At 40.7% G+C, this 13,452-nt stretch carries 12 protein-coding genes and 1 tRNA gene; 7 read left to right on the top strand and 6 right to left on the bottom strand.

Features of this window, described 5'->3' with window-relative positions:
• Positions 1 to 131 precede the first annotated feature (131 nt).
• The 3 genes from SB49_RS11035 (at position 132) to SB49_RS11025 (ending at position 1,529) form a co-directional block, all read left to right on the top strand.
• On the top strand, positions 132 to 563 hold the full coding sequence (locus SB49_RS11035) for a hypothetical protein (protein ID WP_062056545.1): 432 nt from the start codon (positions 132 to 134) through the stop codon (positions 561 to 563).
• A 58-nt stretch (positions 564 to 621) separates the two neighbouring features.
• Positions 622 to 1,029, top strand: a complete 408-nt coding sequence (locus tag SB49_RS11030; protein ID WP_062056543.1) for a DUF2141 domain-containing protein — start codon at positions 622 to 624, stop codon at positions 1,027 to 1,029.
• A gap of 113 nt (positions 1,030 to 1,142) precedes the next feature.
• Positions 1,143 to 1,529 carry a DUF423 domain-containing protein gene (locus SB49_RS11025; RefSeq protein ID WP_062056541.1) on the top strand — a complete coding sequence of 129 codons (387 nt, stop codon included), beginning with the start codon at positions 1,143 to 1,145 and terminating at the stop codon, positions 1,527 to 1,529.
• Here SB49_RS11025 and SB49_RS11020 read toward each other — a convergent pair.
• The 5 genes from SB49_RS11020 to SB49_RS11005 all read right to left on the bottom strand — a co-directional run bounded on the left by SB49_RS11020 (position 1,526) and on the right by SB49_RS11005 (position 6,608).
• Complete coding sequence (locus SB49_RS11020; protein ID WP_062056539.1) at positions 1,526 to 3,067, bottom strand: carboxypeptidase-like regulatory domain-containing protein; 1,542 nt, start codon at positions 3,065 to 3,067, stop codon at positions 1,526 to 1,528. The genes SB49_RS11025 and SB49_RS11020 overlap by 4 nt on opposite strands.
• Before the next feature lie 165 nt (positions 3,068 to 3,232).
• The gene (locus tag SB49_RS16125; protein WP_200960632.1) at positions 3,233 to 3,382 is read right to left on the bottom strand and encodes a hypothetical protein; all 150 of its coding nucleotides are present in this window, start codon (positions 3,380 to 3,382) and stop codon (positions 3,233 to 3,235) included.
• A 1-nt stretch (position 3,383) separates the two neighbouring features.
• Positions 3,384 to 5,603: a ferrous iron transport protein B gene (feoB, locus tag SB49_RS11015; protein WP_062056537.1), complete on the bottom strand. Its 2,220-nt coding sequence runs from the start codon at positions 5,601 to 5,603 to the stop codon at positions 3,384 to 3,386.
• Positions 5,600 to 5,845: a FeoA family protein gene (locus tag SB49_RS11010; protein ID WP_062056535.1), complete on the bottom strand. Its 246-nt coding sequence runs from the start codon at positions 5,843 to 5,845 to the stop codon at positions 5,600 to 5,602. The genes feoB and SB49_RS11010 overlap by 4 nt, the downstream gene beginning before the upstream one ends.
• Before the next feature lie 88 nt (positions 5,846 to 5,933).
• Positions 5,934 to 6,608: an SCO family protein gene (locus tag SB49_RS11005; protein ID WP_062056533.1), complete on the bottom strand. Its 675-nt coding sequence runs from the start codon at positions 6,606 to 6,608 to the stop codon at positions 5,934 to 5,936.
• Between the two features lie 159 nt (positions 6,609 to 6,767).
• Between SB49_RS11005 and rseP the strand changes: the two genes are divergently transcribed.
• The 3 genes from rseP to SB49_RS10990 all read left to right on the top strand — a co-directional run bounded on the left by rseP (position 6,768) and on the right by SB49_RS10990 (position 8,954).
• A complete protein-coding gene (rseP, locus tag SB49_RS11000) occupies positions 6,768 to 8,123 on the top strand; it encodes an RIP metalloprotease RseP (RefSeq protein WP_062056531.1) in 1,356 nt (451 codons plus the stop codon).
• Between the two features lie 81 nt (positions 8,124 to 8,204).
• A tRNA-Asn gene (locus tag SB49_RS10995) sits at positions 8,205 to 8,278 on the top strand.
• Between the two features lie 199 nt (positions 8,279 to 8,477).
• Complete coding sequence (locus SB49_RS10990; protein ID WP_062056529.1) at positions 8,478 to 8,954, top strand: nucleotide triphosphate diphosphatase NUDT15; 477 nt, start codon at positions 8,478 to 8,480, stop codon at positions 8,952 to 8,954.
• A gap of 54 nt (positions 8,955 to 9,008) precedes the next feature.
• Here SB49_RS10990 and SB49_RS10985 read toward each other — a convergent pair whose 3' ends face one another.
• Entirely contained in the window at positions 9,009 to 12,269 is a 3,261-nt protein-coding gene (locus SB49_RS10985) for a VPS10 domain-containing protein (RefSeq protein WP_062056527.1), read from the bottom strand.
• A gap of 283 nt (positions 12,270 to 12,552) precedes the next feature.
• Here SB49_RS10985 and SB49_RS10980 point away from each other — a divergent pair, with 283 nt between their 5' ends.
• The gene (locus SB49_RS10980; RefSeq protein WP_256363831.1) at positions 12,553 to 13,446 is read left to right on the top strand and encodes a DMT family transporter; all 894 of its coding nucleotides are present in this window, start codon (positions 12,553 to 12,555) and stop codon (positions 13,444 to 13,446) included.
• Positions 13,447 to 13,452 lie beyond the last annotated feature (6 nt).

The raw sequence follows: 13,452 nt of genomic DNA, 5'->3' as shown, positions 1-13,452 counted from the left end.
GAAAAAAGAAAAGATTTTAGTGGAGATTACAGAAGCTGGCAATAGGATGCCAATAGGCCAGGTAAATGGCAATAAAAAATAGCACTTGCTTTGGCTCGGTTGGATACGAGTAAAATAATAAAAGACGAATAATGGGAAGAAAAAACAATAAACGACCTTGGATGCTTAACATGTTGATTGTGGTGACCATAATTGTAGTATTCCTAGTGTTTACGGCTCATTATAAAAACTGGATCAGAGCTGAAAATGATTCCATGGAAATCTTATCGGGCATCTATTACAAGGAATTAAGGTATGCTGACATTGATAGCGTGGTGATGGTTCAAAAGATTCCTTCTTTGGAGAGGATCAATGGATTTTCTGCTATGGAAAGGGAAAAGGGACTTTTTAAGGATAGTATCCATAAAACAGAGGTTTACATGTACGTTGATAGACTATCACAGCCCAAAATAAGGGTAGTCTATCAAGACTCATTAAACTTGTTCCTCAACCTTATCGATAGTACCGCTACCCAACAGATGTTCCAATTTTTAACGGATAAGATAAAACCCAATCAAGAATAATAGACTATTAAAGAAATAGCGTTTAAATTTGTGCCAACTTTTAGATCCAAATAAAACTGTGAGACACCTTCTTTTAATTATACTTTTTCCGATCATAGGCTTTTCCCAAAATAATCTTTCAATAGACGTAGAAGGTGTGGCTTCTTCAGAAGGACGTATCAGTGTTGCTGTTTACAATAGCTCAACTGGATTTTTGAAGTTCGAAACGGTTTACAGGAGCGATAGTACGTCGGCTAAAAAAAAGAAAACCAATCTGGTTATAACCAACCTTCCAAATGGAACCTATGCCTTGGCCGTTTTTCACGATAAAAACGGAAACAATAAGTTGGATACCAACTGGTTGGGGATACCCAAAGAGGCAATTGGATTTTCCAACGCCAAGATGAAAATGTTCGGACCCCCTAGCTTTGAGGACTGCGCTTTTAACCTCAAAGGTGATGCACAAATACATTTAGAACTCAATTAAATTCTTCTGAACTATTGGTGTCCACAATATCGGGGAAAACAAAATGTGGCATTTAGCATAATTTTCATTTTAGAAATCAAGCTATATAATTTCTATCTTTAAAAAAAATAAAAATGATATTACTGGTACCTTTTATTGGGGCTTTATATGGAATGCTGGCGGTGATTTTTGGTGCTTTTGGTGCCCATGCCCTAAAAAAGACATTTTCGGAAGAACAACGTAAGAGTTTTGAAACAGGGGTGAAGTATCAGATGTACCACGCTATACTATTGGTGGTGCTAGGCTTTAACTTTGGTTTTAATTCTCCTTTGGAAACTTATATTGTTTATTGTTTTATTATAGGGACTTTTTTATTCTCCTTTAGTATCTACGGCTTGTGCCTAAGCGCTGCCAAAGGAAAAAAATTACGGTTTTTAGGGCCAATTACACCCATAGGCGGCTTGATTCTTGTAATAGGTTGGGGCCTTTTATTATATTCGTTTGTTGCCGAGGTAATTTAGTCTATACCTGATACTTCATCCTTGGAGGTGAATTCCTTTATCGCCCTATTGGGTTCAATGATGGCATACCCCTTCCAAAACTCAGGATCGTATTTAGGCATATAGGTAGGCAGTACAGTATTGTTCTCCCTAAAAGCTTCGAATTGTGCACTAGTGGCATCTTGGGTGTCGAACACTACTATTTCAAATTTATTGGTGCTGGAAATTGCCAGATCCATGTCCAATGAAAGTTCATTTTGCTTTCTTCTGCCCTTTACATTTTTATTTTTTTCAATTATTTTTAATGGCCGTTTGATACCCGCAACATTGCCATTTTCCTTTTCCAAGTATCGTAGGTTGTATTTATCGTCTTCTCCCTTATAAAAGATCATTTTTCCCTTGGAGAGGTGCTGATTCAAAGAAATCCCTAACAATTTGAAGCTGCGGACCGGCTTTACATTTTCATAATCTATCCTGGCTATGGCAAAGTCATCGGCATTTATATAAAGGGTTCCCCGATAATCCTCGGAACCTTTTGGTTCAAAAGTAATGACATAAACGGGGTCGCTCCCCAAATAGGTGAAATCTTCGAGTTTGAAATTGTACCTGCGCTGCTTCCAAAGGAAATTAAGATTGGAATCCTCCATAAAAAAAAGTTGTTCCATAAGCTTGGAAATGGTGATTTTCCTGTATTTAGCAAAATTTTTCTTGCGCTCTGTGGCATTCTTTTTTTCTTCTTCCAATTTCTTGTTCAAGGCGGCCACATCACTAGAGTCCACATCGGTTGCAAAGAGTTCATCGGCATCCATTTTTGTGCCGAAAAAGCCTGATTTTATTTTAAAATAGGAATCTGACTTTACATTTTGCTTTATAATGTTATTGAACTTAGCTTCCAAGGCCTCAAGGTCTAGAGCGCTATTTTTGTCAAATAGTTCAGAGGCTTTAATAAGATCAATTTTTTGTTTTTCCTTGTCAAAATTCCCATAAAGATCACAGAGCACCTCGGTATATCGCGCATCAACTTTTGGCACTGTTTGTATCACGCTGTCCAAAAAGGATTTGTTGAAGGCGTCTATGGTAGATTCTAAATCTGAATACTCAGATCTGTACAGGTGCTGGTAGTAATATTCCCTAAAAAATAATCTTCTTTTGGTCAGGTCGCGGTTGTAATTTCTATCGAGATTCGATTTTACCAGATCAAGGATATCATCTGCACTGTATTTTTTGTTGGAGACGATAACTGAATTAAGGGCTATAGGTTTAGGTGTCAAATAAACTACAGTGTCTTTGAATTGGCCAATGGTCCTTCCCAAGGATTCATATCCCATACAGGAAATGAACAAAGAATCGGTATTCTTCGCGGTTTGGTCCAGCAAAAGATTAAACTGGCCTTCCTCATTGGAGATAACACCCCTGTTATTGCCCATTTGAATCGTAGCATAAGGAATTGCTTGTAGGGTGGTGGAATCCAATAGCTTCCCAGATACTACCTGTGCCTGAATAAATTTAATTCCTAAGAGAAACAAAAGAGTTGAGAAAAGTAAATTCTTTAAGGCCATGGACTAGTTTCAGTTAAAGTTTTACAAATCAATGAATAGAAATTTAGCTAACCTCCGTATTTGGCATTTTGTTATGACCTATTTATGTTTTTTTAACATAAAAAGGAAGTTAAATAAGTATGTGTTTTTAAAAAGAGGAAGGTGATAATAATACTATCTGTTTTCTCAATGGCAGCCGCAATTGCCATCTCCGCAATTTTTGGCCCCTTTTTTTTTGGAGGCAAAAACGGTACTGGGCAAGAAGAATTTTTTGACGATATAACCCACGGCCAAGATCAAAGTGATGTATACCAATATGTTTTGAAAGAGTTCCATTTTACTTTAAGATTTGATAGGCGATCAATGCTACAATGTACGCAAAAATGCTCATAAATACAAGCTGTGCGGCCGGCCACTTCCAGGTGTTGGTCTCCCTTTTTACCACGGCAAGGGTACTCATGCATTGCATGGCAAAGGCATAAAATAACAAGAGGGAGATTCCAGATGCCATGTTGAACAATGGTTTCTTGGTGAATGTATTAACTTCTGCGGACATTCTATTTTTTATGGTCTCTTCTTCGTCACTGCCAACGCTATAGATTGTGGCCAAGGTGCCAACAAAAACTTCCCTTGCGGCAAAGGATGTCAATACAGCTATTCCTATCTTCCAATCGTACCCCAAGGGCTTTACAATGGGTTCAATTGCCTTCCCCATGTAGCCCATGTAAGAATTCTCCAATTTATAGCTCGAAATTTCTTGGTTTAAGGCTCTTTCATTTAAAAGCTGTCTTTTCACTACAACAGAATCTTTTACAGCATTGAGCGAAAGTTGGTTTTCCTGCAATGCTATCTGGTACGAGGCCAAGGTGTTATCCATGTTGGATGTGTTGTAATCCGTAAAACCTTTCTTTGCAATGCGCTCCTTAACAAGGTCTTCTGCATTTTCAAATTCGCTGGAAAAACCGTTGGAACCTAAAAACCAAAGAATAATTGAAATCGCCAAAATGATCTTTCCTGCACCGAAAACAAAGCTTTTGGTTTTTTCCAAAACGGTATAGGCCACATTCTTAAGAAGTGGGAGTTTGTAATTGGGCATTTCAACCACAAAAAAGGATTTGTTCTTGATCTTCAGGATCTTATTAAGGATCATGGCAGAAAAAATGGCCGCTCCAAAACCTATTAGGTATAACAACATTAAGGTCAGGGCTTGGTAACTTAGCCCTAGAAAACGGCCTTCTGGAATCACCAAGGCAATGATAATAAGATAAACAGGCAATCTGGCCGAACAGGTCGTAAAGGGGGTTACCAAAATGGTAATCAATCGCTCCTTCCAATTTTCTATAGTCCTAGTGGCCATGACTGCTGGAATGGCGCAGGCAGTTCCTGAAATTAGAGGAACGATGCTTTTTCCACTTAATCCAAACGGTCTCATTAAACGATCCATCAAAAAGACCACCCTGCTCATATAACCGGTTTCTTCCAATAAGGAGATGAACAAGAACAAAAAGGCAATTTGGGGGATAAAAATGACAATTCCGCCAATACCGGTAAGAATACCCTCAGCAATTAGATTGGTGAACTGGCCAGGGGGGAGGGTAGCTTTTACCCATTCACTTCCGAAGACAAAAAATTCATCAATAAAATCCATGGGGTAGCTGCTCCAGTCATAGATCGCCTGAAAGATGGTCAACAGGATCAAAAAGAAAATGAGATACCCAAAAACTTTATGGGTAAGGATTTTGTCCAACGTGGCCCTAAATCCTTTTGCGGCATTCACATCAACCTTGTAGGCTTGCTTTAAGACTCCATTTATGAATTGGTAGCGCAAGATGGTTTCCTTTTGCTGCAACCTTTTTAATTCTGATTTGGTTTTTGTGACAAAGGAAGAGGTGTTCTTGGTCAGTATTTTTTCAATGGGGGTAAAGTTCACATCCTGTGTAATGACCAACCATAGTTTGTAGAGGTCTTCCTTTGGAAAAGTCTCTTTTAAGCGCTCAAAATACTCAGGCGCAATGATTTTTGTATCCACATTGGGCGTGGTGGACAAGTTTTTATAATCGGCAATAAGTTCTTTGATGCGTTCCACCCCTGTACCATTACGGGTACTAACCAAGGCTATTTTTGTATTTAATTGCTCCTCCAATAAAGGAATATCCAGAGAAATTCCTTTGCGGGACATCCTGTCTGCCATGTTAATGACGAGAATGGAAGGGATTCTTAAATCTTTTATTTGGGTGAATAATAGCAGGTTTCGCTTTAAATTTTCCACATCCGTAATCACAACGGCCACATCGGGAAAATCCTTATCATTTTTATTAAGCAAAAGTTCCACTACCACACTCTCATCCAATGATGTGGTATTGAGGCTATAGGTACCGGGCAAATCTAGAATATGGGCCTTAACTCCGCGGGGCAGTTTGCAAATGCCTTCCTTCTTTTCGACAGTGATTCCGGGATAATTACCAACTTTTTGTTTTAGTCCTGTAAGTTGATTAAATACTGAAGTTTTACCTGTATTGGGATTGCCTATGAGGGCTACATTGATGCTTTTGCTCATAAAACTGCATTATCAACAATTATCTCCAACTCAATTTGAAGGGCAACTTCCCTTCTTATGGCAATATGGGAACCGTTTACATTGATATAGATAGGATCATTCAGGGGCGCCACTTGTACCATTTCTACCTCATTGCCAGGAAGGCAGCCAAGTTCCAATAGTTTTATGGGTAGGATGTCATCTGCAAATTCCTTGATGATCCCCTTCTGTCCTCTCTTTAAATGTGCGACGGTCGTAATCAATTTTTATTTAGATTGATTTTAATTAAGAGCAAAAATAAGGGAAAAATATCGATTTAAAGTCTAATAATATATTAAAAGTAGAAAGGTTTTACTGTACGTAGGACGCTTTGAGAATTTTCAAATCCTCTAAAAGTTTTTCTATTTCCTCCTTTTTGGTACCGTCATAAAAACCTCTTATTCGTCTTTGCTTATCCACTAGGATAAAATTTTCGGTATGGATCATGTCATAAGGGCCGCCATCCCCATCGGTTTTTACTGCCAAGTAGGATTTTCTGGCGAGGTCATATATTTCCTTTTTGTCGCCGGTCACCAAATTCCATTTTGTGTCGTTCACCCCTTTTTCCAAGGCGTATTTTTTTAGTTGGGGTACGGAATCAATCACAGGGGTTACCGAGTGGGAGAGTAAAAGTACATCCGGATCATCCATGACCTTTTCTTGGATCTCTGCCATATTTTTGGTCATTATTGGGCAAATGGTAGGGCAGGTGGTAAAGAAGAAATCGGCAACATATATTTTGTCCTTGTAATTGTCTTGGGTAATGATATTACCGTTTTGGTTGGTCAAGGAGAAATCTGCTATGGTATGGTATTTTTTTACATGTTGTAATGTGCTGTCCACCAATTCGCCATTTACCATGGACGGTTGATAAACGGGAAGGTTCTCCTGGGGTTGGAGGGCATTGTAAAACAAATAAATGATGATGGCCGAAAGTCCCAGCATCACCATAAAAAAAAGCTTGTACTTGGCGAAAAAGGAACGCATGTTTTTTTTTCAAAGGTACGGTAGTTACCAAAATCAGTCAAAGAAATGAATCCCCTTTCGTGCTAAATCTTTCTTAAAATAAAAAATGGTCAAAATTGTTTCTTTTTTAAGACCCCCTAAAAGTGTATTTTTGTGCGTTTTAATTTTAGATAAATATAGATGAGTCCAATATTGGTTCAAACCATACAGTTTTTTTTAAGTCTTTCCTTGTTGATCGTCCTACACGAAATGGGGCATTTTATTCCAGCGAAATTATTTAAGACCAAGGTGGAGAAATTCTACCTCTTTTTCGATATCAAATTCTCACTTTTTAAAAAGAAAATAGGAGGAACCGAGTATGGTATCGGTTGGTTGCCCTTGGGTGGCTACGTGAAGATTGCCGGAATGATTGATGAGAGCATGGACACTGAAGCTATGAAAGAGGAGCCGAAACCTTGGGAGTTCAGAAGTAAGCCGGCTTGGCAACGTTTGATCATTATGCTCGGTGGTGTTACGGTGAACTTCTTATTGGCTGTGGTCATTTATATAGGGATGGCCTATTCCTATGGAGACCAGTATATTCCTATGGACAGTTTAGAAGGTGGAATTCTGGTGACCGAAAAGGAAATTGGGGATAAATTGGGAGTACAGACCGGGGATAAGATCCTTGCTGTGGATGGTGATAAGGTAGAGAACTTTGGTGCCTTGTTTTTGGAAATTGTAAACGGGAACAGTATTACCATTGAAAGAGACGGTAGGGTTTTTGAGCAGGCTATCCCTGTGGATTTTATTGCTACTTTAATCGAAGATGAGGATAAGGCAAGATTTATTAGCATCCGTCAGCCCTTTATAATAAAGGAAATATCCAAGGATTCACATAACAAAGGGGTAGACCTTAAGGAAAGGGATAGGGTGATTGCCATTGGTAGTGAAGAGATTGCTTATTTTGACCAAGCTGCACCTTTGTTGGAAAAATATGCAGGACAAAATATTGACCTTAAAGTAGAAAGTGGTGATGGCGCCCTTAAAACTGTAAATGTTAAGGTGTCTCAGGATGGTAAGCTGGGTGTAGCAGTAGGAGCCTTGACCATGCAAGAATATTCTGATATGGGCGCTTTTAAGATCGAAACCCAAAAGTATACCTTTTTGGAGGCGATTCCTGCAGGGATAGATAAAGGGGTGAATACGCTTACCGGTTATGTGAAGCAATTGAAAAAAATATTCAATCCGGAAACCGGAGCCTACAAAGGCGTTGGTGGTTTTGCAGCCATTGGCAGTATGTTCCCGGATACCTGGAATTGGGAGATATTTTGGGGGACGACTGCCCTAATATCCATCATTCTGGCCTTTATGAACATCTTGCCCATCCCAGCATTGGATGGGGGTCATGTCATGTTTTTGTTATATGAAATGATATCGGGTAGAAAGCCAAGTGACAAATTTTTGGAGTACGCCCAAATGGTCGGATTCTTCTTATTGATAGGGTTATTGCTGTTCGCGAATGGTAATGATATCTACAAATGGCTTTTTAAATAAAAAAACACTATTTATTTGTTTGGTACATTTGAAAAAACATATATATTTGCACCCGCCTAAGCAATAGTTTAGGTGTGAAACTCCTCCTTAGCTCAGTTGGTTAGAGCATCTGACTGTTAATCAGAGGGTCCTTGGTTCGAGCCCAAGAGGGGGAGCAAAATACAGAGCTGCACGCAAGTGCGGCTCTTTTTTGTTTGGGTCTATTCCCAAAATCTTGCTATCCCATCATAATACACTAAAGTAAACGCCCACCTAGGTATCGGAAGATGGTCACGGTTCAATGCCCGTCTATTAATAGCGCTTTTTAGATTTCACTCCTGGATTTATATCTATTATTATTTGTAACTTAATTCAATGGTTTGGATAGATCAGAAAAGAGAGCCCAAGGTAGGGGTTGGGGTCATAGTCGTCAACGAAAGCGGTCGCGTCCTTGTAGGTCAGCGTAGGGGAGGTCATGCTCCTTATTACTCCATCCCAGGGGGACATTTGGAGCTTGGGGAGTCATTTGAGTCGGCTGCCATAAGGGAAGTAAAAGAAGAAACTGATCTGACCATTGAAAAGCCCAAGGTTATTGCCGTGACCAATAATCTGGAAACCTTTTCCCTGGAAGGAATACATTATATATCCGTTATTCTGTTGGCCAATTCATACTCCGGTATTCTGCATTTAATGGAGCCCGATAAATGTGTGGAATGGCTTTGGGTTGATCCCCATAATTTGCCCACTCCCCATTTTGATGCCAGTAGAATGGGCATTCATTGTTATTTGGAGGGCATTTTTTATATCCCAACCCTGGAAAATGAAAATCAGGAAACCAATTTGGAAGAATAAAAAAAGGAGCCATAACTGAATATGGCTCCTTTTTAAAACAAGTTTGATTTTTATTTAATCTATACCCTGGCCCAAGATATACGGGGCGCCAAGATTTTGGAGCTCCTTTTCCAGTTGTGGAATGGTGCCATTGGCAATAGGTTTAATCTCCTCCATCAATTGGGAGGCCATAACAGATGCAGTTTCCAAATTTTCTTGGTGCATTGGGGTAGGGCCGTACGTTGTGGACAACCCTCTTCTGGCCGTGCCCAAATAGGAATTGATGCTCGGTGGATTCCGTTCCCCTATTTCATCCTTGGATTTGTTTCCTTCCAATTTTTCTTCAAATTCATAAAGTTGTTGCTTTACATCGTGCAATTTTTTGGTCAGTGCCCCCGGTGCAACATTGGCCTTGGTCAATGCCAGTTGCATAGCCTTTATCTTATCCATGCTTTGGTTAAGAATATCTGAAACCATAGAGCTCTTGGTCTGAACCTCATTATAAGTCTTGGTATACGCCTGGTACTCATCATAAGAGATTCCTTTAAGCGTGCTTTCCCTTAAGGGCACCACTTCAAAACTTTTGGGCCCGTCCAATAAGGTTACAACACCATCTACTTGCTTGGAAAGCGTTGCGGTATAGGTTCCGGGCATCGCCAATGGGCCGGTGTTCCATCTCCCTCCAGCGTCTTCCGTTTGTCCAGGTCTAATGGGTCTAGTACTTGGGTGTCTTAAATCCCAAGCAACCCTATTGATCCCTTTTTTGGAGGTTCCCTCTACATTCCGCACCACATTTCCTGCCTGATCTTTAATGGTGAGCCATATTTTTGCATCTTCCTGTCTGCGTTCTTCTTCCAAACTATCCCAACCGGCAAAAGGGATATTCAGATTTTTCTTTTCCAGGTCTTTCTCTGTGTCCTTTCGGGCTTTTTCAAGATCTGTAATTTCATTGGCAAGGTGATAGGTGAAAACAGCACCAAAATCGGGGTTTTTAGCGAAATAGAAGTCGGCCCCAGTATTTCCAATCACACTTTTTGGGACGTACCAAAGGGCATCCCTTGTAGGGAACAAGGTCCCTTCTTTCTTAATGCTTTCAGGTGTTATTTCCCTAAGAGCGCTATAATCGTCCAAGACAAAAAATCCCCTTCCAAAAGAAGCACCAACCAAATCGTTATGGGTTCTTTGTATGGTGACATCCCTAAATGGGATTGTGGGCGATCCAGGAAGTTTTTGCCATGTATTACCAGCGTTCATAGAGGTGTAAATTCCATTTTCCGTGGCCGCAAACAGCAAATTTTTGTTGACATGATCTTGTACCAATCGCCATACCAAGGTGTTGTCAGGAATATTTCCTTTGATGGACTGCCAAGTTTCACCCTTATTGGTGCTTTTGAACAAATACGTGGAGAAATCTCCTTCCTTATGATTGTCCAAAGCAACATATACTGTATTTTCATCGAATAGATCTGCTTTGATATCATTGACAAAAGATCGACTGGGAATACCGAGATTGGTCACGGGAATACGCTTCCAATTTTGTCCCCCGTCAGAACTCACTTGTATAAAACCATCGTCCGTACCCGCATAGATCAACCCTTCTTTTAAAGGGGATTCTGCCAAGGAAGTGATAGTGTTGTAGTTAGACATGGCACCAACATCCCATGGATTGTCCCAACTCTGCTGTTTGCCCATGATAGGTAGGGTGATCCGTTCCTCGTTTCGGGTAAGGTCACCAGAGATGGGTGTCCAGCTATTCCCTCTATTCTCTGATTTCCATACTCTGTGTGAGGCAAAATATAGTCTTGATGCCTTATGCGGACTTACCAATATAGGTGCATCCCAATTAAAGCGTTCAAAACCCTCTCCAGCTCTCGCCTGTGGTTGAATAAAGACTTCTTCGCCGGAGTTTAGGTCAATTCGGTGCAAGCCACCTTGTTGCGTCTCTGCATAGATGATGTTATTGAATTCTGGGTCGGTGGCAGACTGGTGTCCGTCTGCTCCCAAGGTCTTGTACCAATGTCCGTTGTGGATTCCTTCCTCCTCATCTGTTCTGGAAGGTCCTCCGGCAGACCCGTTGTCTTGGGTCCCGCCAAAAATATGGTAAAATGGCTTTTGGTCATTGACCGCTACCTTGTAGAATTGGGTCAAGGGTAAATTTTTGATATACCGCCATGTTTTGGCATTGTCGAAACTTTCGTAGATACCAGCATCAGTTCCTACCAATAGATAGTCAGGGTCATCGGCCCTGAAGGCCAGGGAGTGGTTATCTGAATGTTTGTCTTCTTCCTGTAGCTGAACAAAGGTCTTTCCTCCATCGCCAGAGGTCAGGATACGAACGTTCATCAAATACAGACGGTCAAATTCATGTGGACTCGCATATAATTCCTGATAGTAGTGTGGACCAGTTCCCCCAGAAACGGTATTCGACATTTTATTCCACGAAGCTCCACGGTCTTCAGATTTGTAAACGGCACCTTTGGTTCTGTCCAATTCTATGGCCGCATACAGAACATCGGGCTGTTGGGGCGAAATGGCAATCCCTATTTTACCCATATTAGATTTGGGAAGACCACTGCTCAGTTTTTCCCAGGTCTCTCCCCCATCTTCGGACCGGTGAAGTCCAGAATCTGGTCCACCGCCCATTAAGGCAGCAACGGTCCTATGTCTTTGCCATGTTGCCGCGTAAATTCTATCTGGATTTCTAGGGTCCAACTGTATATCCGTTACCCCTGTCCATTCGTTTCCTTTGAGTACATGATTCCAGGTTTTACCCCCGTCTGTAGTTTTGTAAAGACCTCGTTCTCCTCCTTTGTTCCAAAGGGGGCCCTGTGCCGCTACCCAAACAATATTAGGATCGGAAGGATGCACGATAATTTCTGAAATATGCTGGGAAGCCTTAAGGCCCATGTTTTCCCAACTGTTCCCTCCATCATTACTTCTGTAAACACCGTCACCGTAGCCTACATGACGACCGCCGACATTTTCCCCTGTGCCCACCCATATGGTAGAAGGGTTATTTGGGTCTATCGTAATACAACCCGTTGAATATGAAGCTTCTTTATCGAATAAAGGGGTCCAGGTGGTTCCGGAATTTTCAGTTTTCCAAACGCCTCCGGAGCCAACGGCCACGTACCAGACATTTTGATCGTTGGGATGAACGGCAATATCCGCTATCCTTCCGGACAGGAATGCCGGACCTACATTCCGTAATTTCATTCCTTCCAAAGAAATCTCTTCTGTATTTGTTTTCTCCGAAGTACTACGTTTCTTTTGGGCATTTACTAGGAAGCCGCAACACAAGAATATAAGTGTGCTTAGGTGTAAAATTTTTTTCATAAATCGATATTTGACTTTAAACAATGATAAGCTAGCGTAATTTACTTAAAATTTAATTCAGATAAAGGATCAATTTTTAAAACCTCTTTTAGGGGGTTACAGTTTCCCACCAATTTTAAGGTAGTTGTTTCTAAATTTGGAGAAGAAAGTATCATACTGGAATGATATCCCTAAAAATTGGTTGTCATTTATTAGGGCAATGGGAAAAGGGTCTAGAAATTTGACCAATAACACCATTAATTGCATCCATTGTTCGAACTTTGCCTTTTCAAAGCATTGATATTTGGCAAGTAGGAGGGAAACAATTGTGGTATGGGGAAAGACTGATGTGGGTAGGGCCATATTTTTTATGCTCCTGAGCACCTTGGGTTTTACACTTATGAATGTATTTGTAAAATATTTGGTCCATTTCAATGCCTATGAATTGGTTTTTTTTAGGTCCTTGGGCTCTCTTTTTTTTACGATGGGTTTCCTCTGGCAACAGCGAATTCCTTTTTGGGGAAATCAAAGGAAACTATTGGTGTTGCGTGGGTTGGCCGGGGTAACGTCCATGACTCTTTTTTTTATGTCCATAAAATATTTGCCTGTGGGCACCTCAGTTTCCATACGCTATATTGCACCGATTTTTGCTGCCATTTTCGCTGTTGTTCTATTGAAGGAGCGTATCAAGGGCTGGCAATGGATATTCTTTTTGATGTCTTTCATAGGGGTTATCGTCCTTAAGGGTTTTGACGGGCAGGTCAGTTTTGTTGGACTCTCTTTGGCTATGGGAGCAGCAATTGCCAGTGGTCTGGTTTTTATCATCATCAGTAAGATTGGACAAGGTGATCATCCTGTGGTCGTCGTAAATTATTTTATGTTGATTGCCACTTTAGTGGGAGGTGTCTTAGCCATTCCATATTGGGTAACGCCCCAAGGATTTGAATGGCTCTTTTTACTTTCCTTAGGGGTCTTCGGATTTTTTGGACAGTTGTACATGACAAAAGCCTTTCAAGGAGCCAAGACCAATCTTGTTGCTCCCTTCAAATACATGGAGGTCTTATTTACGGGGGTAATAGGATTCTTTTGGTTCGATGAAATATATGGACTGTGGAGCCTATTGGGAATTTTTCTGATTGTGGGTGGTTTAGTCCTCAATGTTTGGTATAAATCGAGACAAGTACCCTCAACCACATAAGAGACA

Origin of the sequence: Sediminicola sp. YIK13 (assembly GCF_001430825.1) — a bacterium.
In the GTDB taxonomy this organism is placed as follows: Bacteria; Bacteroidota; Bacteroidia; order Flavobacteriales; family Flavobacteriaceae; genus Sediminicola.
This window is presented reverse-complemented; position numbering and strand designations above follow the sequence as displayed.

Excerpts from the sequence above, each read along its gene's own strand:
- SB49_RS11035 (WP_062056545.1), top strand. The coding sequence starts at position 132 with ATGGGAAGAAAAAACAATAAACGACCTTGGATGCTTAACATGTTGATT.
- SB49_RS11025 (WP_062056541.1), top strand. The coding sequence starts at position 1,143 with ATGATATTACTGGTACCTTTTATTGGGGCTTTATATGGAATGCTGGCG.
- SB49_RS11020 (WP_062056539.1), bottom strand. The coding sequence starts at position 3,067 with ATGGCCTTAAAGAATTTACTTTTCTCAACTCTTTTGTTTCTCTTAGGA.
- SB49_RS16125 (WP_200960632.1), bottom strand. The coding sequence starts at position 3,382 with ATGGAACTCTTTCAAAACATATTGGTATACATCACTTTGATCTTGGCC.
- feoB (WP_062056537.1), bottom strand. The coding sequence starts at position 5,603 with ATGAGCAAAAGCATCAATGTAGCCCTCATAGGCAATCCCAATACAGGT.
- SB49_RS11005 (WP_062056533.1), bottom strand. The coding sequence starts at position 6,608 with ATGCGTTCCTTTTTCGCCAAGTACAAGCTTTTTTTTATGGTGATGCTG.
- rseP (WP_062056531.1), top strand. The coding sequence starts at position 6,768 with ATGAGTCCAATATTGGTTCAAACCATACAGTTTTTTTTAAGTCTTTCC.
- SB49_RS10990 (WP_062056529.1), top strand. The coding sequence starts at position 8,478 with ATGGTTTGGATAGATCAGAAAAGAGAGCCCAAGGTAGGGGTTGGGGTC.
- SB49_RS10985 (WP_062056527.1), bottom strand. The coding sequence starts at position 12,269 with ATGAAAAAAATTTTACACCTAAGCACACTTATATTCTTGTGTTGCGGC.